We start from the raw sequence: 21,618 nt of genomic DNA on the forward strand, positions 1-21,618 counted from the left end.
ACACTCCCCACGCGCCGCCGGGCGTCACATCCCGCAGAGATCTACTTCTTGTCCTTGCTGTCGACGTCGCCGGAGAGAGCGGCGATGAACGCCTCCTGCGGAACCTCGACACGGCCGACCATCTTCATGCGCTTCTTGCCCTCCTTCTGCTTCTCGAGCAGCTTGCGCTTGCGGCTGATGTCACCGCCGTAGCACTTGGCGAGCACGTCTTTGCGGAGGGCGCGAATCGTCTCACGGGCGATGATCCGCGCACCGATCGCCGCCTGGATCGGTACTTCGAAGTTCTGCCGAGGGATGAGCTTGCGCAGCCGCTCCGTCATCAGCGTGCCGTAGGCGTACGCCTTGTCGCGGTGCACGATGGCGCTGAACGCGTCGACCTTGTCGCCCTGCAGCAGGACATCGACCTTGACCAGGTCGCCGTCCTGCTGGCCGGCGGGCTCGTAGTCGAGGCTCGCGTACCCCTGCGTCTTCGACTTCAGCTGATCGAAGAAGTCGAACACGATCTCGCCGAGCGGCATCATGTATCGCAGCTCGACGCGCTCCTCGGAGAAGTACTCCATGCCCAGCAGCGCACCGCGGCGCGTCTGGCAGAGCTCCATCACGGTTCCGACGTAGTCCTTCGGCAGCAGGATCGCCGCCTTGACCATCGGCTCGGCGACGGACGCGACACGGCCATCCGGGTACTCGCTCGGGTTCGTGACGATCACCTTCTCGCCGATGTCGGTGGTCACTTCGTAGATCACGCTCGGGGCCGTGGTGATGAGGTCGAGGTCGAACTCACGAGCCAGTCGCTCGGTGATGATCTCCAGGTGCAGCAGCCCGAGGAATCCGCAGCGGAATCCGAAGCCGAGCGCCACGGACGTCTCCGGCTCATACACGAGAGAGGCGTCGGAGAGCTTGAGCTTGTCCAGCGCCTCCCGAAGCTCGCCGTAGTCGCTGCCGTCGATCGGGTACAGCCCGGAGTACACCATCGGCTTCGGGTCGGTGTAGCCGGGAAGGGCATCGGATGCCGGCTTCCTGGCGGTCGTGACGGTGTCGCCGACCTTGGACAGGCGCACATCCTTCACGCCGGTGATGAGGTAGCCCACCTCGCCGACGCCGAGGCCCTTCGACGGCACGGGCTCCGGGCTGGACACGCCGATCTCGAGGAGGTCGTGCGTGGCCCGCGTCGACATCATCTGGATCCGCTCACGCGGCTCGAGGGAGCCGTCGATCATGCGGACGTAGGTGACGACGCCGCGGTACGCGTCGTAGACGGAGTCGAAGATCATCGCGCGGGCGGGAGCATCCGGGTCGCCCTTCGGCGCCGGGATCTGCTCCACGAGGCGGTCGAGGAGGTCCTCCACGCCGAGGCCGGTCTTGCCGGAGACGCGCAGCACGTCCTCAGGGCGACCGCCGATCAGCGAGGCGAGCTCCTTCGCGTACTTCTCGGGGTCGGCCGCCGGCAGATCGATCTTGTTCAGCACCGGGATGATGTGCAGATCGTTCTCCAGCGCGAGATAGAGGTTCGCGAGGGTCTGGGCCTCGATGCCCTGCGCGGCGTCGACGAGGAGGAGCGCCCCCTCACACGCAGCGAGCGAGCGGGACACCTCATACGTGAAGTCCACGTGACCGGGCGTATCGATCATGTTCAGTGCGAAGGTCTCGCCGTTCAGCATCCAGGGCATGCGCACGGCCTGGCTCTTGATGGTGATGCCGCGCTCGCGCTCGATGTCCATGCGGTCCAGGTACTGCGCCCGCATGTCGCGATCCGAGACCACGCCGGTGATGCCGAGCATGCGGTCGGCGAGGGTCGACTTGCCATGGTCGATGTGGGCGATGATGCAGAAGTTGCGGATCTGCGTCGCCGGAGTCGCGGCAGGCTGAAGGGAGGTGAGAGCGCGTGGTGACATGTCCCCACGATTCTACGGTCAGGCGATGCTAATCCTCGATTCGCCTGAACCGGTGATAGTCTCCCGAGGTTGCCCCAGACGGTTCCGTGACACTGAATCCCGCAGTCGTCACGACTCCGTCACAAGTCAGGAGCCGGTCGCGCGTCGCGTGGATCGTCGGATGGTGCTTGAATTGCAACCGACCCAGCGCTGCGTCGGCAGATCCCGAGCGCGTCTGTAAACGAGAAAGAATCATTACCTTGATCAAGTTTCTGTTGCGCCGCCTCGTGGGGTGGGTGCTGATGATCGTCATCGCGACGAACATCACCTACTTCCTCGCCTGGAACTTCCTCGATCCCGAGAACAACTACGTCGGTCGCCGCCCTCCGAAGACAGCTGATGAGATCGCTGCCCTCCTCGAGCCGCGCAACCTCAGCGAGAACGTGCCGCTGATCGAGCGGTGGTGGACCTGGTTCTCCGGCATCCTGTTCCGCTGGGATTGGGGCCAGGGCCCGACCGGCGACTCGGTCAACGAACAGGTCGCCTACCGGATCTGGATCAGCGCCGAGCTCGTGCTCGGCGCCACGATCATCACCACCATTCTCGGCATCGCGCTGGGCGTGTACACGGCGTCGCGCCAGTACAAGCTCGCCGACCGGATCGGTCAGGCCACGTCGATCATCACGCTGAACATCCCGAGCGTGGTCGCGGGTCTCGCGATCGTGCTCCTCGCGATCGGCTTCAACAACCTCGTCGGCGTTCGCGTCTTCTACGTCACCGGCTCCGCCAGTCAAGGCGTCGAAGGCTTCTTCCCGGTCCTCGTCGACATACTCCAACACGTGACCCTGCCCACCTTGGCGCTGGTTCTCGTCGGCTACGCGCAGATCCACTTCTTGCAGCGATCCCTGCTGCTGGACAACATCAAAGCCGACTACGTGCGCACGGCGCGAGCCAAGGGACTCACCAAGCAGCAGGCGATTCGCAAGCACGCGCTGCGCACCTCCTTGATCCCGGTGGCGACCCAAGTCGCCTTCACGATCCCACTCGTGTTCACCGGTGCGGTGCTCACCGAGACGATCTTCAACTGGAAGGGCATGGGGAAGTACTTCCTCGAGACCCTGAACACCAACGACGTCCACGGCGTCGTCGCAGTCGCCGCCTTCGGCGCCCTGATGACGGCGATCGGCGCCATCCTTGCCGACATCGCCGTGGTAGTCCTCGATCCGAGAGTGCGGGTGAGCTGATGTCCATCGAGACAATGGGATTGAACCCCGATCTGAACGTGGAGATGGCACCGCCGACGCGACGTAAGCGCACTTCGATGTGGCGGCTGTACAGCCGTCGCTTCCTCCGCAATCGCGGGGCCATCATCGGCCTCGTCGTGCTCGCTGCACTCGTCGTGTTCGCGATCGTCGGGCCGCTGGTCGCCCAGTACGGCCACACCGAGCTCGACTTCCTCGCACTGCGCAAGGGTCCGTCTGCCGAGCACTGGTTCGGCACCAACGGATCCGGAAACGACAACTTCGCCCAGGTCGCTGTCGGCCTGCAGCGATCGATGATGATCGCCCTGCTCGTCGCCGTCGGCACCACCGTGCTCTCCGCGGTCATCGGCGCGACGGCCGCCTACTACGGCGGTCTTTACGAGCGCGTCGCACTGATCGTGATCCACTTCATGATGGTGGTCCCGAACTTCCTGATCCTCGCGATGATCTCGAACGATGCCGGCGGAAACTGGCTCGTGATCTCCTTGGTCATGATCTTCGTGGTCGGCTGGTTCATGCCGGCCCGCATCATCTGGACGCTCTGCCTCTCCATCCGCGAACGCGAGTACGTCCACGCCGCCCGTTACGCGGGACTGTCCGGCATCCGCATCGTGCTGCGTCACATGCTTCCGAACATCGGTTCATTGCTGGTGATCAACTTCACCCTGGGCGTCGTGTTCGCCGTCCTGACCGAGACCGCGTTGTCCTTCCTCGGCTTCGGCGTGAAGCTCCCCGATGTCTCGCTCGGCGCGCTCATCGGGGCGGGCTCCAGCACACTCGCCAGCGCACCGTGGCTGTTCTACTTCCCCGCTGCCGCCCTCACGATGCTCACCGTCTCGATGGCCCTCATCGCCGACGGCCTGCGCGACGCCCTTGATCCGACCTCGGCGGCTGGAGGTCGCGCATGAGTACTGTTCTCTCCGTCAGAGACCTGCGGGTCAGCTTCGCCTCCGAAGCCGGTCGCGTCGATGCCGTCCGCGGTGTCTCCTTCGACCTCGAAGCCGGGAAGACGCTCGGCATCGTCGGCGAGTCCGGTTCAGGCAAGTCCGTCACCTCGCTCGCGATCATGGGGCTTCTCGACGAGAACGCCAAGGTCACCGGCTCGATCGTGTTCGACGGTCAGGAGCTCATCGGCAAGTCCGACAAGCAGCTCTCCATGATCCGCGGCAACGGCATGGCGATGGTCTTCCAGGATCCGCTCACCTCGCTGACGCCGGTGTTCACCATCGGCGACCAGCTCATTGAGGCGCTCACCGTGCACAGGCGTCTGTCCAAGCGAGAGGCGTGGGACCGCTCCGTCGAACTGCTCAAGCTCGTCGGCATCCCCGAGCCGGAGCGACGGATGAAGTCGTTCCCGCACGAATTCTCGGGCGGCATGCGTCAGCGCGTCGTGATCGCCATCGCGATGGCGAACGATCCGAAGCTGATCATCGCCGACGAGCCGACCACTGCTCTCGATGTCACCATCCAGGCGCAGATCCTCGACCTCATGGACAAGGCGCAGGAGGAGACCGGCGCCGCGATGATGATGATCACTCACGACATGGGCGTGGTCGCCAAGACGGCAGACGACGTCCTCGTGATGTACGCAGGCAAGCCCGTGGAGCACGCAGAGGTGCGCGAGCTCTTCTACCACACGCGGATGCCGTACTCGATCGGGCTTCTCGGCGCGATCCCGCGCGTGGACAAGACCGAGAAGGTGCCGCTGATTCCGATCAAGGGCAACCCGCCCCTGCTCATCAACCTTCCCGACGCCTGTCCGTTCGCCGACCGCTGCCCGATCGCCATCGACGCCTGCCGTCAGCGTGAACCAGAGCTGCTGCCCGTGGTCACGGATGGTCACCAGGCGCACACCGCGGCCTGCATCCGTGCACACGACATCACGGATGGCGGCCTCATCGGCGGACTGCCGGTGTTCCCCCTTCCCGAGATCCCGGAGAGCCCCCTGGCCCGGCTCCCCCGCGAGCAGCGCCCGATCACGCTCGAGGCGGTCAACCTCACGAAGACCTTCCCGTTGCTCAAGGGCGCGTTCCTCAAGCGCAAGGTCGGCGAGGTGCAGGCGGTCAAGGGCATCAGCTTCGACGTCCGCGAGGGCGAGACCCTCGCGATCGTCGGCGAGTCCGGCAGCGGAAAGACGACCACGCTCCTGCAGATCATGGATCTCGTCAAGCAGGAGGACGGCGACATCCGCATCGCCGGCAAGAGCGTCGCCGACATCCGCTCCCGCTCCGAGGAACGCGAAGTGCGACGCAACCTCCAGATCGTGTTCCAGGACCCGATGGGGGCACTGGATCCGCGCATGACGGTGTGGGACATCATCGCCGAGCCGATGTTCGCCATCGGCATGGAGAAGGATGAGGTGCACGACCGCGTCGAGGAGTTGATGGCGCTCGTCGGCCTCGACCCCGCACACAGCGACCGGTTCCCGACGGCGTTCTCGGGCGGACAGCGGCAGCGCATCGGGATCGCGCGCGCCCTCTCCACCAACCCGAAGGTCGTCGTGCTCGACGAACCGGTCTCGGCGCTCGACGTCTCGATCCAGGCCGGCGTCATCAACCTGCTCGATGAGTTGAAGGCGAAGCTGGGGCTGTCCTACCTCTTCGTCGCGCACGATCTGGCTGTCGTCCGGCACATCGCCGACCGCGTCGCCGTGATGTACAAGGGCGAGTTCGTCGAACACGGCGACGTGCATCAGGTGTTCGACGATCCCCAGCATCCCTACACGAAGGCGTTGCTCTCGGCGATCCCGATCCCCGATCCCGACATCGAGCGCACGCGTCAGCGCATCATCCTCCCCGTCGAAGGCTTCGACGCCGTGGCGGCTGCTGCTCTCTGAGCCGTCGGCACAATGTGCACGGTCCGATAACATTCGGTGCCCATGCGCGTGAGCCGCAGTTCCACTGACTTATCCTGCCTCTATCCCAAGTAAGGCCGACAGGCACTAAGGAGTACCATGAAACGGCATCAGAAGCTGATGGGCATTGCAGCTCTCGGCGGCGCCCTTGCACTCGTCATGAGCGGATGTGCAGCAGGCAACGGCGGCGGCAACGAAGGTGAGGGCGAAGGCCCCAAGACCGTCACAGGCGCTGACTACAACCCGCAGCCCCGCGAGAACCTGAAGCAGGGCGGCGAGCTCCGCATCCCGATCTCGAACATCGCCGAGCAGCTGAACTACTTCCACAGCGACGGCGACGCCCGCGTGACGCAGGTCGGAACCTGGTTCCGCCCGCAGGTGCTGCTGATGGACCCGGACGGCACGGTCAAGCCCAACCCGGCCTACCTCGACGACTACAGCTTCGGAGTCGAGGACGGCAAGACCGTCCTGCACTTCAAGGTCAACGAGAAGGCAGTCTGGAATGACGGCACGCCGATCGACGTGACCGCGTTCGAGGCCACCTGGAAGGCCAACAGCGGCCAGGACGAGGCATACCTGCCGAACGCCACCGACGGCTGGAAAGAGATCGAGTCCGTCGAGGCTGGCGAGAACGACCGCGACGTCATCGTCACCTTCAAGGGCGAGTTCGCCTGGCCGGAGATGGTGTACTCCCAGCTGCTGCACCCGGCTGTGAACACGCCTGAGCTCTTCAACACGGCGTTCCTCGGAGACTGGCACCCGGAGTGGGGCGCAGGTCCCTACACCGTCGAGAACTTCGACAAGAACGGCGGCGTCGTCGAGCTCGTCCCGAACGACAAGTGGTGGGGCGAGAAGCCGCTGCTCGACAAGGTCTCCTTCATCCAGATGGAGCCGACCGCTGCGGTCAACGCGCTGCTCAACGACGAGGTCGACATGGCCGAGACCGGCAGCGCCGAGCTGCTCGCTCAGGTCGAGGGCCTCGAGGGCGTCACGACCTACTCCGGTCAGGCCACCGCGAACGCGCTCTTCATCCTGAACTCCGAGACCCCTGCTCTGGCAGACCTCGAGGTGCGCGAGGCGATCATGTCCGCGATCAACCTCGAGCAGGTCAAGGAGATCGTGTTCAACGGTCTCAACTACACCGAGGAGCCGGCCGGATCGCTCACGCTGTTCTCGTTCCAGCCCGACTACGTCAACGCTCTGGAAGAGGCCGGCCGCAAGGACGGCGACGCCGAGGGTGCGAACAAGATCCTCGACGACGCCGGCTGGGTCGCAGGTGCCGACGGCATCCGCGAGAAGGATGGCGTCCGCCTCGCGATCACGTTCCCGGGTCACAGCGACACGGAGACGGCACGCGCCCGCATGGTCGCGGTGCAGGCTCAGCTGAAGGAGATCGGCGTCGAGGTGACGGTGGACATCCGTCCGTCGGCAGACTTCGCCGATGACTTCACGACGAAGAACTGGGACATGTTCTTCCTGAACTTCACCTCGTCCGACCCGTTCGGCGCTGCCTGGTACTGCCAGCTGTACTGCTCGGACAGTGGCCTGAACCTCTCGGGCACCGGCACCGAGGAGATCGACAAGAAGATCCACGAGCAGGTCGAGTCGCTCTCTGACCCGGTCGAGCAGACCAAGGCCGCGATGAAGCTCGAGTCCGAGATCTTCGCCGAGACCTGGGGCGTCCTCCCCGCGTTCAACGGTCCGGAGATCTGGACCGTGAAGAACGGCCTCGCCAACCTCACGCCCGAGCCCTACGTGGGTCTCGACCTCTTCGGCATCACGCCGGTGGAGAACGTGGGCTACGAGAAGTAAGCCTTCTGGCACAAGTACAGCGGGGCCGGTGGTTAATCCACCGGCCCCGCTGTTGTTTATGCTGGCACCTGTGAGCATCCAGGTCGTCTTCGTGCACGGCATCCGCACGTCCAGAACGATGTGGCTGTCGCAGCAGAAGCACCTCACAGAGCGAGGGATCCCCTCGGTCGCCATCGACCTCCCCGGCCACGGCGCCACTCTCGGTGAGACGTTCACCATCGAGGCGGCCCTGTCCGTCGTGGATTCAGCGATACGGAAGGCCGCACTCGACGGGCCGGTACTGCTGGTCGGGCATTCGATGGGCGGGCTGCTCTGCCTGTCGATCGCCGGGTCGGACGATCCCCCGCCGATCGCCGGTGTGGTCGCGGCATCCTGCACGGCGTTCCCGCGTGGTGCGGCGCTGCGCGCTTACCGGCTGCTCGCCAGCGCCATGAACGCGCTGCCCGGCCGGGGTTCCTGGCTCACCAGGCGGGTGCTGGCTGCGACGCTCCCTGTCGAGACCCGCGAGCACTTCGGTGCCGGCGGCTACGCGTACGACGCGCAGGACGCCGCGCTGCGCAGCCTCGAGTCGCTGGATCTCGCGGATGCTGTGCAGCGCATCCGGGTGCCTCTCTGGTACGTGAACGGCCAGTACGACCAGCTGCGGGTGCATGAGGCGCTTTTCCAGGGCCTCTCACCGCACGCCGAGCTCATCGTCGTGCCGCGTTCGACGCACCTGGTCACCGCGATGCGCCCCGGTGTGTTCAACAAGGTTCTGGATCTCGCCGTCGCGACGATCGCGCAGCAGACCGACTCGGCCTCTACGACCGGGAGCGCGGACGCGCCATCGCCGTGAGCGCACCGCCCGCGAGCGACAGCACGGCCGCCGCGGCGAAGACCAGCCAGAACCCGCCGACGAGCGCCACGAGCGCCGCACCGAGCACGGGGCCGATCAGCTGGCCGAGCGCTGCCGTCACGTTGACGATCCCGAGGTCGCGTGCATGATCCTGCTCGTCCGGCAGCAGGTCCGCGGCGAACGCCAGGCCGACCGTGGAAAACGCGCCATAGCCGACGCCCATAAGTGCGGCGGCGACCATCGTCGCCTCGAAGGTCGGAACGAGAGCGATGACCACACCCGATGCCGCCTGCACGACCGTGGCGGCGATGGCGAGACCACGACGATCGCCGCTGCGATCGGAGAGCACGCCGGTCAGCACCGACGCCGCAACGACGAAGACGGTGTACACGACGATCAGCAGCAGCAGGTTGTCCTGCGCGACGCTGCTCGGCTGGTTCAGCCCGTGCAGCAGGAAGAACAGGAAGAGCGCCGTCCCCAGGGCATTGCCGATGTTCGTGACGAGGCGGCCGGACAGCATCCACGCGAAATCGCGATCACGGAGCGATGCAAGCCGACGGCCGGCCGCACGCGGCGGTCGCATCTGCGCGGTCGAGGGCGGATCGGCGAGGAGGAGTGCTGCGGCCGTACCGATCGCCGCGATGATCGCTGCCAGGAGCAGGTATCCGGCGAGGACGTCCAGACCGAGCAGCACGACCAGAGCCACGCCGAAGACGATTCCGACCGCCTGGCTGGACCCGACAGCGGCGGATGCGGCGCCGCGCTGCGTGACCGGGAGCTGATCGGCGATGAGCGCGGTGAAGGCCGCGGATGCGACGGCGACGCCGACCGACACGCCGATCCATGCGGCGCCGACCGCCCACGGTCCTTCGGTGAAACCTGTGATGACGAGACATATCGCCGTGAGCCAGACGCCGCCCAGAGCCCAGGGCCGACGCCGGTGCCGCCCCGCGCGTGCCCGATCCGAGAGCGCTCCGGCGACGGGTCCCGCGATGACCCCGGCCAGGCCGCCGATCCCGAGCACGATTCCCGAGGACACGACGCCCGCGATCCAGTCGCCGTCCGTCGTGTCCAATTGCAGTGGGAGAAGCAGCTGGACCGGCGTGAGCTGAACCGTCCAGATCGCCAGCCACGCGAGTGAGAACAGCGACATCCAGCGGAAGCCGACACGCGTCGAGCTGCTCACCGTGCGACCTCCGCGTGCGCGCTCGCTTCCGCCCGCGCATCCGCGATGAAGCTCCGGTACCAGTCGTACGAGGCCTTGGGAGTGCGCTCCCCCGTGGCGAAATCGACGTGCACGAGGCCGAAACGCTGCGTGTAGCCGTCGGCCCACTCCCAGTTGTCCAGCAGCGACCACACCGTGTACTCCTCCACCGGGACCCCCGCGTCGATCGCCTCTGCGACCGCGGCGATGTGTCCGGAGAGATAGCCGATCCGGTCGGTGTCCTCCACCCGTGTCGCGCTCTCCGGCTCAGGGAAGGATGCTCCGTTCTCGCCGATGATCACCGGCGGAAGATGCGGATGCCGCGCGTGCAGGTCGACCAGCAGATCGCGCAGCGCCTCGGGCATGATCGGCCATTCGGGACCGAAGCCCGTGACGGGTACCCCCGGGGTCGGGACGATCTCGAACGGGATGGGGCTCTCGCCGTGCGCGGCGGTGACCGTCGTCGGGTTGTAGAAGTTGATGCCGTAGAAATCGATCGACCAGCGGATGAGGTCGAGATCGCCAGGCTGCACCGGCATGGGAGGAAGGCCCAGCGCCTCGAGATCGGGGTATGCGCCTTCGAGCAGCGGCTCGCTGAAGATCCGGTTGTGGATCGTGTCGTACACCGCCGCGACCATCCGGTCCTCGTCGGTGTCGTGCAGGGGCAGCACCCACGTGTGGTTGTTCACCAGCCCGACCCGACGCGCCCCGTTGGCCTTCAGCACCTCTGCCGCTCGAGCGTGCGCGAGCAGCTGATGGTGCACCGTGGGCAGGGCGCCGAAGAGAAGCTGCTTCCCAGGGGCGAGCGCGCCGGTCGCGTAGCCCTGCAGGGTCGTCATCGCCGGTTCGTTGAGCGTGTACCACTGCGGCACCCGATCACCGAGGCGTTCCGCGACGAGCGCCGTGTAGTCGGCGAAGCGCTCCGCTGTGTCGCGGTTGAGCCAGCCGCCGTCCGCTTCGACGGCGCTCGGCATCTCCCAGTGGTACAGCGTGGGAAACGGGGCGACGCCCGCTTCCAGCAGCGCGTCGACGAAGCGGGAGTAGTGATCGAGGCCCGCCATGTTCGCGGGGCCGCTGCCGTCCGGCTGCACGCGCGCCCACTGGATCGAGAAGCGGTAGTGGTCGACGCCGAGTCCCGCGGCCAGCGCGACGTCGGCCTCGGGGCGGCGGTAGCTGTCGCAGGACGGGTCAGCGGTCGAGCCGTCCTTCACCGCCCCGGGGACATCGATGAAGTCGTCCCAGATGGATCTCCCCCTGCCGTCCGCATCGCGGGATCCTTCGATCTGGAACGCGGAGGTCGCGGTGGACCAGCGGAATCCGTGAGGGAAGACCGGCCGGGCGTGATCGGAGTACATGTCGCTCCTTGACGTCGATGTCGGGGACACTGCTGATTCTGTACCCAGTGCCGTTCCCAGCGCGACTGGGTATCGTCACAAGTCGTGCGTGTTGCGGCGTCCGCCGACGCCGCCGACGCCGTTTCGCGCTATCCGGCCGACTGCTGATAGACTCGACTCTTGGCTTGCGTGTGGGTTCTTCCCTCACGACCGCTGTGCACCAGCCCTCTTCTGTTGCCGGCATTTCCATCACTCCTGTACAGAAAGCGTCCACACGTGGCAAACATCAAGTCGCAGATCAAGCGCAACAAGACCAACGACAAGGCTCACGAGCGCAACAAGGCCGTGAAGAGCGAACTCAAGACGGTCATCCGCTCCACTCGCACCGCCATCGCCACCGGCGACAAGGCTGCCGCCGAGGCCGCCCTGAAGACGGCTTCGCGCAAGCTCGACAAGGCCGTCAGCAAGGGCGTCGTGCACAAGAACCAGGCGGCGAACCGCAAGTCGGCCATCGCCAAGAAGGTCGCCGCTCTCTGAGCAGCATCCTCTTCTGAAGAAGGCCCGCACCTCACGGTGCGGGCCTTCTTCATTCCCCGAACGGCTGGCGGGTCGCGATGACGGTCACCATGCGCTCAAGGGCGAAGATCGGGTCGCGTGCGGCACCCTTGACCTCGGCATCCGCTCGCGCGGTCGCCTGAACGGCCATACCCAGCGAACGCTCGTTCCAGCCCGACAGGTCGCGGCGGGCCCGATCGACCTGCCAGTCCTTCATGCCCAGACGCTGGGCGAGCTGCCGGCTGGGCTCACGGTTTCCGGCGACACGCGCCATGGTGCGCAGCTTCATCGCGAAGGCGGCCACCATCGGCACGGGGTCCGCACCGGATGCCAGCGCATGCCGGAGCGCGATGAGCGCCTCGCCGTAGCGCCCGGCGATCGCGGTGTCGGCGACGACGAAGGCCGACACCTCGACGCGGCCGCCGTAGTACTTCGTGACGACGTCCTCGCTGATGTCGCCCTCGACATCGCCGATGAGCTGCTGGCAGGCGGCGGCGAGCTCGGTGAGGTCGTCGGCGAAGGCGGAGACCAGGGCGCGCAGTGCTGCGGGAGCGATGCGCTTCTTCGCCGTGCGGAACTCCCCTGCCGCGAAGTCGACGCGGTCGCCGTCGCGCTTGATCGCCGGGCATGCGATCTCGATGCCGCCGCCGGTTCCGGCGCGGAGCGCATCGAGGAGCTTCTTCCCCCGAACGCTCGCACCGGTGTGGCGGAGCACGATGGTCGCACCCTCCTGTGGCTGATCGAGGTACGAGACCGCCTCCTGCAGGAAGGCGTCGGAGCACTTCTCGACGCCGGAGATGCGCACCAGCCGCGGTTCGCCGAACAACGACGGCGACGCCATCGCGAGCAACGTGCCCGGAGCGTAGTCGTCTGCGCGGACGTCGCTGACCTCGAGGGCCGGGTCCTCTGCGCGGAGGTAGTCGCGCAGGCCCGCGATCGCGCGCTCGGCGCAGATCTCCTCCGGACCGGAGACGAGCACCAGCGGAGCCGGTCGCGGTTCCCGCCACGAGACCTGGGAGATCTTCGTCGGCTTCGCGCCGCCACGGGATGAGGAACGCGGAGCAGCCATGCTGCCAGCCTACCGGGGGTCGCCGACGCTCGATCCGGAGGCCGCGACCTCTTCCCCCGCGCTTCGCTCGGTCCATACCTCCAGCTCCCCCTCATGCAGCCCGAGCAGGATGCGACCCTGCTCGTCGGTGCGCAATACATGGGCGCCGACTGCGGTGAGGATGTCGATCGTCTCCTGCCGTGGGTGGCCGTAGTCGTTGTCCGCGCCCGCACTGAACAGCCCGACGACCGGACGAAGGGCTTCGTAGAGCCCCGGGTCCTGGTCGGCGCTGCCATGATGGGCGACCTTGACGACCGGATACGTGCCACGGAGCTGGCCTGATGCGAGAAGCATCCGCTGCGGCGTCGCCGCCAGATCCCCCAGGAAGATCGCCCTCGGCACCTCGCCGCCGCTGATCTCCATGACCACGCTGGCGTCGTTGCCGGCGGGAAAGGCCAGCGAATCCCGGCGCGGCCACAGCACGCGCCACGATGCCGCACCCAGCTCACCGCGCATTCCCGCAGCGGCGTCCACGAGCATCGCACCTGCCGCGGCCAGATCGTCGAGCATCCGCTGATCGGCCGGCTCGCCGATCGGCCCGTGCAGCACTGTTCCCACCCGGCCGCGTACGGCTTCCACTCCGCCGACGTGATCGAGATCGAAGTGCGTGAGCACGAGCAGGTCGATGCGATCGACACCGAGCGATCGCAGGCATCCTTCCACCGGCGCAGGTTCGGCCCCGGTGTCGATGAGGGCGATCTCGTCTTCGGATCGGACGAGCAACGCGTCTCCCTGGCCGACGTCGCACGCCGCGATCGCCCAACCCTCCGGTGTCGTGGCCGTCGCGAGCGGCCCGGTCAGCACCAGGTGCGCGCCGGCCAGAGACACGGCGACGACGACCACGGCGGCGGCGACCGAGCGCAACCGTCGGAGGAGCACCGGTGCCTGCGCCGGGCGGATGAGCACGAGCCCCAGCGCTGCACTGAGCAGCCCGACGAGAGCGGCGCTTCCGAGGCCGGGGACGACGTGCACCTGAGCGCCGGGCAATCGCGCTGTGGTGGTGGCCGTCGACGCGATCCAGGCGGCGGGGAGCCAGGCGGACGCTGCGAGCAGATCCGCCACCAGGGGAATCGGAGCGGCGAGACACGCGAGCAGGCCGATCACCGTCGCCAGCGGCGCCGCTGGAGCGGCCAGCAGATTGGCGGCGATGCCGACCAGCGACTGCTGCTCGGCGAAGAGCGCGATGATCGGCCCGCACACGAGCTGCGCCGCCAGCGGCACGGCGATGGCCAAAGCCATCGGTTCCGGCATCCAGCGACCGAGACCGGCCGCCAGCGGCCGCGCGAGCACGATGAGCGCACCCGAAGCCGCCGCCGACAGCGCGAAGCCCGGCGTCGCCGCCAGCCATGGATCGACGAGGAGGATCGCGACGGCGCAGATCGAGAGCACTCCGATCCCGGCGCTCGGCCGCCCGAGGAGCACAGTCAGCATCGCGAAGCCCGCCATCACCGCCGCTCGCACCACACTGGGCTCGGGCGTGACGAGTACGACGAACGCGGCCAGTGCGGTGAGAGACGCCAGCACACGCAGCGTTCGTCCGCCACGGCAGAGGGCGGTCAGCCAGAACACGGCACCGACCACGATCGCGCAGTTCGCACCGGACACCGCGGTGAGGTGACTGAGTCCGCTGGTGCGCATGTCGTCGTTCAGCTCCGTCGGCACCGCCCGGGTGTCGCCGACCGCGAGGCCGGGAAGGAGGCCGGCACCGGGCTCCGGCAGGCGCACCGAGCGCTCGATGAAGTCATGCCGCACCTGGGCGGCGATACCGAAGACACCGGTCGCGGGACTCACGATCTCGGCCTCGCTCACGAAGACGACCAGCGCGGCCCGCTCTCCGGCATCCGTCGCCATCGCCTCGCCCACCACCCGGATGTCTGCGCCCAGGTCGAAACCATCGCCGGGTTCGACGCCGACGCGCACGGGTGCAGTGGCCGGAGTCGCCGAGCCGGGCGGGCCGGCGCGCGTCGTCTGCGCATCGAACCAGAGGCGCCCGTCCTGACCGATCGACGCCGACGAGCTGATCGTGGCGAACAGCTCGACGACTCGGCCGTCGTGTGCGGTGATGTCTGTCCGTGACGGTACCGCGTAACCGACGGTCATGGCTGTCGCGCCCGCAGCCACGAACAGCACCACGACAAGGCCTCCGCGGACGACCTCGGTTCGTTCACGCTGCCGTGCGGCGAGCACGACCAGCAGCGTCGCCGTCAGGGCTCCGCAGACGGCCGCGCATGCCCAGGCGGCCTGCGGCAGGAGCACGCAGAGGAGCGCGGCGCCCCAGGCGGCCACGGCGAGCGGAACGAGCCGCAGCTCGCGCGCCTTCACACGCGCACCCCGTCACGAAGACCGGCGAGCATCTTCTCCCCGATACCGGGCACGGCGAGAAGATCGTCGACGGACTGGAAGCGACCGTTCTCGTCGCGCCATGCGATGATCCGCGCCGCCAGCGCCGGGCCGATCCGCGGCAGCGTCTCCAAAGCCGCCTGGTCGGCCGCGTTCAGGTCGAGGCGTGCGTCCCCCGGCGGCGCCGCGCCCGGCTGAGCACCGGGAACCCCCAGCGGCGGGACGACGATCTGCTCGCCGTCGGTCACCACCCGCGCCAGGTTGACGGCCTGAAGGTCGGCCGCATCCGTGGTGCCCCCAGCGGCAGCCAGCGCGTCGACCAGTCTCGCGTCGAGATCGAGGAGGTACAGTCCTGGCTTCTCCACCTCGCCGAGCACGTGCACGTACAGTTCGCCGGCGACCGCGGATTCCCCACTGTCGCCGGCGAGTGGCAACGATTCCACCGGTGCCGCTTGGCCGCGCAGGATGCCCATACCGACGGCGCCGGAGAGCACGACCAAGGCCAGCACGACGGCCGCGCCGATGCTCAGCCGTCGCCGCGCACTGCTCCCGGATGCCGGTTCACTCGCTGTCACCCGGCAACGCTAAGCCGGAGCAGCCCGGGCCGAAGCGACGGATCACGCCATCGGTGGAAAGGTCACCGCGACCTCGTGGTGTGCAGACGATGACGACGCTGGCGTCGAACCGCCTGAGATCAGGAGGATGTCCCCAGATCAGGAGGTTTCAGGCAGAAACGTCCTGATCTGGGGCGAACGTCCTGATCTGGGGCGAACAGAGACGACGCTCAGCCCTTGACGACGAAGCTGACGATCTTCGGGGCGCGCACGACGACCTTGACGATCTCCTTGTCGCCGATCGACCGGATCACCCGCTCATCCGCACGGGCGAGGGCCTCGAGGTCCGCTTCGCCGATGCGAGCCGACACCTCCAGCTGTGCGCGCACCTTGCCGCCGACCTGGACGACAGCGGTGATCGTGTCCTCGACCAGCAGAGCCGGATCGGCGGAGCGCCAGGTGACCAGTCCGACGGACGGCTCGTGACCGAGGGCCTCCCACATCTCCTCCGCGGTGTGCGGAGCGATGAGGTCGAGCATCACGGCGATCGTCTCGGCCGCCTCGCGCACGGCGGGATCACCGGCCCCGGCAGCTCCGTCGATGGTCTTGCGCGTGAGGTTGACGAGCTCCATCAGTCGCGCGACGAGCACGTTGAACTTGGTCTGCTCGACCAGCGCCGGAGCATCGGACAGAAGCTTGTGCGTCGCGCGCCGAAGCGCCGCATCGCCGCTGTCGAACACCACGTCGACCGGGCTAGAGACGTCATGCGCGATGCGCATCACCCTCGCGAGGAACTTCTGCGCACCGGTCGTCGAGACGTCGGACCAGTCCTTGTCGTCTTCGACCGGGCCGGCGAAGGCCAGCGCGACGCGGAGCGCGTCTGCACCGTGCGCATCCAGCTCCTCCTCGAAGAGCACCAGGTTGCCCTTGCTCTTCGACATCTTCGCGCCGTCGAGGAGCACCATGCCCTGATTGATCAGATTGGCGAACGGCTCCGTGAAGTCGATCAGCCCCATGTCGAACAGCACCTTAGTGATGAACCGCGCATAGAGCAGGTGCAGGATGGCGTGCTCCACGCCGCCCACGTACGAGTCGACCGGTGCCCAGCGATCCGCCTCTGACGGCTCGAAGGCAACAGTTTCGCTGTTCGCCGAGAGGAACCGTAAGAAGTACCAGGAGCTGTCCACGAAGGTGTCCATGGTGTCGGGGTCGCGCAGCACCGGGTCACCCGTTACCGGGTCGACGGTTCGCACCCAGGACTCCGCGGCGCCCAGCGGCGACGTGCCCTTCGGCTTCAGGTCGAGCCCCTCGACACTGGGCAGCTTCACCGGCAGCTGGTCTTCGGCGACCGGGATGATCCGGCCGTCCTCGGCGTGCAGCATCGGGATCGGGGTACCCCAGAAGCGCTGGCGCGAGATCAGCCAGTCACGGAGGCGATAGTTCTTCGCTGCACGTCCGGTTCCGGATGCCTCCAGCTGCTGGATCGCGCGGGCGATCGCATTGCGCTTGGAGAGTCCGTTGAGCGCGCCCGAGTTGATCAGGCGGCCCTCACCGGTGAGGGCGATCCCCGTGCTGGAGGGATGCTGCTCGTCGAGAGCGGCGCCGGTGTCGATCGGCACGCCCTCGTCGTCGACCTCGATGATCGGCATCGCGCCGGTGACCGGCGCGGTCGTGTCGACGACGACCTTGATCGGCAGGTCGAACGCACGGGCGAAATCGAGGTCGCGCTGGTCGTGCGCAGGTACCGCCATCACGGCGCCGTGGCCGTAGTCCGCGAGCACGTAGTCCGCAGCCCAGATCGGCAGCTTCTCGCCGTTCACCGGATTGATCGCGAACCGCTCCAGGAACACGCCCGTCTTCGGGCGGTCTGTGGACTGCCGATCGATGTCGGATTCCTTCTGCACCTGCGTCAGGTAGGACTGGAATCGCTCGCGCACGTCTGCAGGCGCATCGGAGGCGATCTCGGCCGCCAGGTCGGAGTCCGGGGCGACGACGAAGAAGGTCGCGCCGTGCAGCGTGTCCGGCCGGGTGGAGAACACCGTGACCGGCTCGTCGCGACCCTCGATGCGGAAGTCGACGTCAGCCCCGACGGAGCGGCCGATCCAGTTGCGCTGCATCTGCAGCACCTTGTGCGGCCAGAAGCCCTCGAGCTGGTTCAGGTCGTCGAGCAGGCGGTCGGCGTAGTCGGTGATCTTGAAGTACCACTGCGTGAGCTTCTTCTTCACGACCTCGGCGCCGCAACGGTCGCAGCGGCCGTCGACGACCTGCTCGTTCGCCAGCACGGTCTGGTCGTTCGGGCACCAGTTCACCGGGCTCTTCTTGCGGTAGGCGAGACCGCGCTCGTGCAGCTTCAGGAACAGCCACTGGTTCCAGCGGTAGTACTCGGGGTCGGACGTGTGCAGCACGCGCGACCAGTCGAAGGACACCCCGTAAGCCTGGAACGCCTTCTTCTGCTGGGCGATGTTCTGGTAGGTCCACTCCCGCGGGTCCGCGCCCTGGCGGATGGCGGCGTTCTCGGCCGGCAGACCGAACGAGTCCCACCCGATCGGGTTGAGCACGTTGTGCCCGCGGTGCCGCCAGAAGCGCGCCACGATGTCGGAGTAGAGGTAGTTCTCCGCGTGGCCCATGTGCAGGTCACCCGACGGGTACGGGAACATCGCCAGCACATAGCGTCGAGGACGCGTGTCGTCGGCCCCGCCGGCGAGGAAGGTCTCGTTCTCGGCCCAGTACTTCTGCCACTTGGCTTGGATGTCGTGCGCCGATGCGGGCGCGTCGACGGTCTCGGCAGAGGAGGACTGATGCTCGGACAACGAAAAACGACCAATCTGAGAAGAAAGCGGGGTCAGTTCAGGATATCGGAACCCCAGTGCTCGGGCAGGACTGCGCCGAGCGCCGCCAACGGCGCGCGTGCCTTGGTGGCGACCTCGGCGACTTCGGCCGCCGGCACCGATCCCCAGGTGATCCCGCCACCGGCGCCCACCACAGCCTCCGACTGCTCGACCACGATGCTGCGGATCACCATCGCGAGGTCGAGCGATCCGTCGACGCCGACGTACCCGAAGCATCCGGCATAGATCCCCCGCTGCCCGCCCTCCAGCTCGTGCAGCCGGGTCATCGCCGAGAGCTTGGGGGCCCCGGTCATGCTCCCCGCGGGGAACGTCGCCTCGAGCAGGTCGCCGACGGTCGTCCCCGGTGACGCCGTGCCGCTCACCGTGCTGACCAGTTGATGCACGGCCGGATAGCTCTCCACCTGCCACAGGCCGTCCACGCGGATCGAACCGGGTTCGCACACCCGGGAGAGATCGTTGCGCATGAGATCGACGATCATGACGTTCTCGGCCCGCTCCTTCACGTTCACCGCGAGCTCGGCGGCCAGCGCCGCATCCTCCCCCGGATCCGCGCTCCGCGGCCTCGTCCCCTTGATGGGGCGGGTTCGGATGACGCCGTCGGCCGCGTGCAGGAACTGCTCCGGGCTGGCGCTGAGCAGGGCACGTCCACCGATCCGCACGAAACCGCCGTGATGCGCCGGCGTCGCGGCGCGGAGCCGGAGATACGCGGCGACGGCGTCGTGCCGACCGGGAACGGTGAATCGGGTCGTGAGACAGAGCTGATAGGCGATGCCCGCCCTGATCAGTTCGCGGCAGCGCTCGATGAGGCGCATGTATTCGGCCGGCTCATGCCGGGCCTTGGCCAGGAGGCCCTTGCCGGATACGGCCGCACCGGCGGATACCGCTCGCGGTTCCTCCACGAAGGCCGTCCATTCGTCCAGGTCGGCCTCGTCGGCGAGAGCCCAGACGCGATCGCTCTCGTGGTCGAAGGCCACGACGCGGCGCACCCGCAGCCACGAACGTCCGATGGCCGGGGCGCTCGGCGCACCCGCTGCCGCCGCACCGCTCTCGTAGTCGCACCACCCCACCCAGCCGCCGCGGAACGGCGGAGCACCGGCGTCGCCCTGGTCGGTGTCGACGCGCACGGCATCCGGTTCTCCCGCACGCTCCCCCGTGCCGATGAAGCTCCACCCCTCGCGAGCATCCGTTCCGGCATCGAGCCAGAAGACGTCCGGCGAAACGGATTCGAGCGCCTCGAAGAGAGCTGCGGGGTCGGTCCACCCGGGCAGGACGCGACTACTCAGGCGATCGGACACGTTTCCAGGGTAGAGCCGCAGCGCGTCCCGTATCCTCATGGAGTGGATGACCTCCTGCTCTGGCTGCTCGACACCGTGCAATCAATCGACCCGGTCGCCCGCACACTGCTCGCCGGATTGGCCGTGATGCTGGAGACCAGCATCCTGATCGGACTCATCGTCCCCGGCGACACCATCGTGATCATCGCGTCGTTCGGCGTCACCACCCCGCTCGAAGGCGTCGCGATGGGCCTTGCCGTCGTCGTGGGCGCGCTCATCGGCGAGAGCATCGGATTCGGTCTCGGTCGCTGGCTGGGCCCGCACATCCGTCATTCCTGGATCGGCAGGCGCGTCGGTGAGCACAACTGGGTGCGCGCCGAGAACTATCTCCGCCGTCGCGGCGGCGTCGCCATCTTTCTCTCCCGATTCCTCCCCGTGCTGCACTCGCTGGTCCCCCTGACCGTGGGGATGAGCGGTTTCTCGTACCGGCGCTTCCTGGCATGGACGGCACCGGCTTGCATCCTGTGGGCCGCCGCCTACGTGAGTGTCACCTCGCTCGCCGCCGGGAGCTTCCGCGATCTCGTCGACCAGGTGCACTTCGCCGGCTACCTGTTCGTGGGCGCGATCCTCGTCTTCCTGCTCATCGTCTTCTTCGGCAAGAAGCTCCTGCATCGCCTCGAGGCCCGCCACCTCGACGCACCGGACGCGGATGCTGCGACCGACGTGAAAGACTGAGCCGATGCCAAAAGTTCCCCCGGCACCCCGGATCCACTGGTTCGCGCGACTCGAGCACCGTCTTCACGTGTGGCGCGAGGGCCGTGCGCGCCGTCGCGGCCGCGCGGCAACGATCCTGCCCTTCCCCGGTTATGGCGGCGCCGGCTGGGTGCGCGTCACGGGTCGGGTGCTCATCGTGCGCCCGCAGCGAGCCGCCAAGAACGGCGAGCCGGCGAGCGTGCGCGGCTGGCGCAGCTTCGTCGGCATCCCGGTGAGCTTCGCGACGGTGAGCATCGACATCGGCGGCAAGGTGCATGAAGTCGTCGCCGACCGCGGAGGCGTCGTCGACACCTCGATCGAGGCCGATCTCCCTCCGGGCTGGCAGACCTTCACGATGTCGGTCGAGGGGCAGGAGCCGGTCGAGGCCACCGCGTTCATCGCCGCCGACGACGTGCGATTCGGTGTCGTCAGCGACGTGGACGACACCGTCATGGTGACCGCGCTCCCCCGGCCCTTCATCGCGTTCTGGAACTCCTTCGTCGTCGACGAACATGCGCGGCTCCCCGTACCCGGGATGGCGGTCCTCCTGGATCAGCTTCTGCGCGAGCATCCGGGTGCGCCGATGGTGTACCTGTCGACGGGCGCCTGGAACGTGGCTCCGACACTGCGCCGGTTCCTCGGGCGGCACCTCTTCCCTGCGGGAGCGATGCTGCTCACCGACTGGGGTCCGACGCACGATCGATGGTTCCGCAGCGGCAGAGAGCACAAGCTCACGAACCTGCGCCGGCTGGCCGCCGAGTTCCCCGACGTGAAGTGGCTGCTGATCGGCGACGACGGGCAGCATGACGAGTCGATCTACACGCAGTTCATGGAGGAGCATCCCGACTCCGTGGCCGGCGTCGCGATCCGCCGGCTGCTGCCGGCTGAGGCCGTGCTCGCCGGTGGGCGCGCCGACCCGGAGCCGCACGCGGACGACCCCGCCCCCTGGGTGAGCGCCGAGGATGGCGCAGGACTGCGCGACCTTCTCGGCGATGTCGGCATCCTGCGCTGAG

General features: G+C 67.5%; 16 protein-coding genes. 8 read left to right on the forward strand and 8 right to left on the reverse strand.

From position 1 onward, the window contains the following. Window positions 1-41: 41 nt before the first annotated feature. Complete coding sequence (lepA, locus tag CUR96_RS07040; RefSeq protein ID WP_102192598.1) at window positions 42-1,892, reverse strand: translation elongation factor 4; 1,851 nt, start codon at window positions 1,890-1,892, stop codon at window positions 42-44. A 239-nt stretch (window positions 1,893-2,131) separates the two neighbouring features. Between lepA and CUR96_RS07045 the strand changes: the two genes are divergently transcribed. The 5 genes from CUR96_RS07045 to CUR96_RS07065 all read left to right on the forward strand — a co-directional run bounded on the left by CUR96_RS07045 (window position 2,132) and on the right by CUR96_RS07065 (window position 8,634). After that, window positions 2,132-3,115 carry an ABC transporter permease gene (locus CUR96_RS07045; protein ID WP_102192599.1) on the forward strand — a complete coding sequence of 328 codons (984 nt, stop codon included), beginning with the start codon at window positions 2,132-2,134 and terminating at the stop codon, window positions 3,113-3,115. Then, window positions 3,115-4,041, forward strand: coding sequence for an ABC transporter permease (locus CUR96_RS07050; RefSeq protein WP_245861114.1), 927 nt, complete (start codon window positions 3,115-3,117; stop codon window positions 4,039-4,041). Before CUR96_RS07045 ends, CUR96_RS07050 begins: the two co-directional genes overlap by 1 nt. Beyond that, window positions 4,038-5,969, forward strand: a complete 1,932-nt coding sequence (locus CUR96_RS07055; RefSeq protein ID WP_102192601.1) for an ABC transporter ATP-binding protein — start codon at window positions 4,038-4,040, stop codon at window positions 5,967-5,969. The genes CUR96_RS07050 and CUR96_RS07055 overlap by 4 nt, the downstream gene beginning before the upstream one ends. A 117-nt stretch (window positions 5,970-6,086) precedes the next feature. Further along, the gene (locus CUR96_RS07060; protein WP_102192602.1) at window positions 6,087-7,799 is read left to right on the forward strand and encodes an ABC transporter family substrate-binding protein; all 1,713 of its coding nucleotides are present in this window, start codon (window positions 6,087-6,089) and stop codon (window positions 7,797-7,799) included. Window positions 7,800-7,869: 70 nt separating this feature from the next. After that, complete coding sequence (locus CUR96_RS07065) at window positions 7,870-8,634, forward strand: alpha/beta hydrolase (RefSeq protein ID WP_102192603.1); 765 nt, start codon at window positions 7,870-7,872, stop codon at window positions 8,632-8,634. On the opposite strand, the gene CUR96_RS07070 is transcribed toward CUR96_RS07065, so the two are convergent. Together CUR96_RS07070 and CUR96_RS07075 are read right to left on the reverse strand one after the other, a co-directional pair. Then, window positions 8,600-9,820, reverse strand: coding sequence for an MFS transporter (locus tag CUR96_RS07070; protein WP_245861115.1), 1,221 nt, complete (start codon window positions 9,818-9,820; stop codon window positions 8,600-8,602). The two genes, CUR96_RS07065 and CUR96_RS07070, sit on opposite strands and share 35 nt — an antisense overlap. Beyond that, window positions 9,817-11,193, reverse strand: coding sequence for a GH1 family beta-glucosidase (locus CUR96_RS07075; protein ID WP_102192604.1), 1,377 nt, complete (start codon window positions 11,191-11,193; stop codon window positions 9,817-9,819). The genes CUR96_RS07070 and CUR96_RS07075 overlap by 4 nt, the downstream gene beginning before the upstream one ends. 255 nt (window positions 11,194-11,448) lie before the next feature. Between CUR96_RS07075 and rpsT the strand changes: the two genes are divergently transcribed. Further along, window positions 11,449-11,709 carry a 30S ribosomal protein S20 gene (rpsT, locus tag CUR96_RS07080; RefSeq protein WP_102192605.1) on the forward strand — a complete coding sequence of 87 codons (261 nt, stop codon included), beginning with the start codon at window positions 11,449-11,451 and terminating at the stop codon, window positions 11,707-11,709. A 49-nt stretch (window positions 11,710-11,758) separates the two neighbouring features. Here rpsT and holA read toward each other — a convergent pair whose 3' ends face one another. The 5 genes from holA to CUR96_RS07105 all read right to left on the reverse strand — a co-directional run bounded on the left by holA (window position 11,759) and on the right by CUR96_RS07105 (window position 19,873). Next, window positions 11,759-12,796: a DNA polymerase III subunit delta gene (gene holA / locus CUR96_RS07085; RefSeq protein WP_102192606.1), complete on the reverse strand. Its 1,038-nt coding sequence runs from the start codon at window positions 12,794-12,796 to the stop codon at window positions 11,759-11,761. Between the two features lie 9 nt (window positions 12,797-12,805). Continuing rightward, window positions 12,806-15,157 carry a ComEC/Rec2 family competence protein gene (locus CUR96_RS07090; protein WP_102192607.1) on the reverse strand — a complete coding sequence of 784 codons (2,352 nt, stop codon included), beginning with the start codon at window positions 15,155-15,157 and terminating at the stop codon, window positions 12,806-12,808. Further along, window positions 15,154-15,750 carry a ComEA family DNA-binding protein gene (locus CUR96_RS07095; RefSeq protein WP_102192608.1) on the reverse strand — a complete coding sequence of 199 codons (597 nt, stop codon included), beginning with the start codon at window positions 15,748-15,750 and terminating at the stop codon, window positions 15,154-15,156. The genes CUR96_RS07090 and CUR96_RS07095 overlap by 4 nt, the downstream gene beginning before the upstream one ends. A gap of 209 nt (window positions 15,751-15,959) precedes the next feature. Continuing rightward, a complete protein-coding gene (gene leuS, locus CUR96_RS07100; RefSeq protein ID WP_102192609.1) occupies window positions 15,960-18,539 on the reverse strand; it encodes a leucine--tRNA ligase in 2,580 nt (859 codons plus the stop codon). Window positions 18,540-18,571: 32 nt separating this feature from the next. Further along, a complete protein-coding gene (locus tag CUR96_RS07105; RefSeq protein ID WP_102192610.1) occupies window positions 18,572-19,873 on the reverse strand; it encodes an anthranilate synthase component I family protein in 1,302 nt (433 codons plus the stop codon). Window positions 19,874-19,915: 42 nt separating this feature from the next. Here CUR96_RS07105 and CUR96_RS07110 point away from each other — a divergent pair, with 42 nt between their 5' ends. Then, complete coding sequence (locus tag CUR96_RS07110) at window positions 19,916-20,587, forward strand: DedA family protein (RefSeq protein ID WP_102192611.1); 672 nt, start codon at window positions 19,916-19,918, stop codon at window positions 20,585-20,587. Between the two features lie 4 nt (window positions 20,588-20,591). Next, window positions 20,592-21,617: an App1 family protein gene (locus CUR96_RS07115; RefSeq protein ID WP_102192612.1), complete on the forward strand. Its 1,026-nt coding sequence runs from the start codon at window positions 20,592-20,594 to the stop codon at window positions 21,615-21,617. Window position 21,618 lies beyond the last annotated feature (1 nt).

Source organism: Microbacterium aurantiacum, from assembly GCF_002872075.1.
GTDB lineage: Bacteria > Actinomycetota > Actinomycetes > Actinomycetales > Microbacteriaceae > Microbacterium > Microbacterium aurantiacum_A.

Coding starts and splice junctions, on each gene's coding strand:
- CUR96_RS07115 (WP_102192612.1), top strand. CDS start 20,592: ATGCCAAAAGTTCCCCCGGCACCCCGGATCCACTGGTTCGCGCGACTC.
- CUR96_RS07060 (WP_102192602.1), top strand. CDS start 6,087: ATGAAACGGCATCAGAAGCTGATGGGCATTGCAGCTCTCGGCGGCGCC.
- CUR96_RS07075 (WP_102192604.1), bottom strand. CDS start 11,193: ATGTACTCCGATCACGCCCGGCCGGTCTTCCCTCACGGATTCCGCTGG.
- CUR96_RS07055 (WP_102192601.1), top strand. CDS start 4,038: ATGAGTACTGTTCTCTCCGTCAGAGACCTGCGGGTCAGCTTCGCCTCC.
- holA (WP_102192606.1), bottom strand. CDS start 12,796: ATGGCTGCTCCGCGTTCCTCATCCCGTGGCGGCGCGAAGCCGACGAAG.
- lepA (WP_102192598.1), bottom strand. CDS start 1,892: ATGTCACCACGCGCTCTCACCTCCCTTCAGCCTGCCGCGACTCCGGCG.
- CUR96_RS07050 (WP_245861114.1), top strand. CDS start 3,115: ATGTCCATCGAGACAATGGGATTGAACCCCGATCTGAACGTGGAGATG.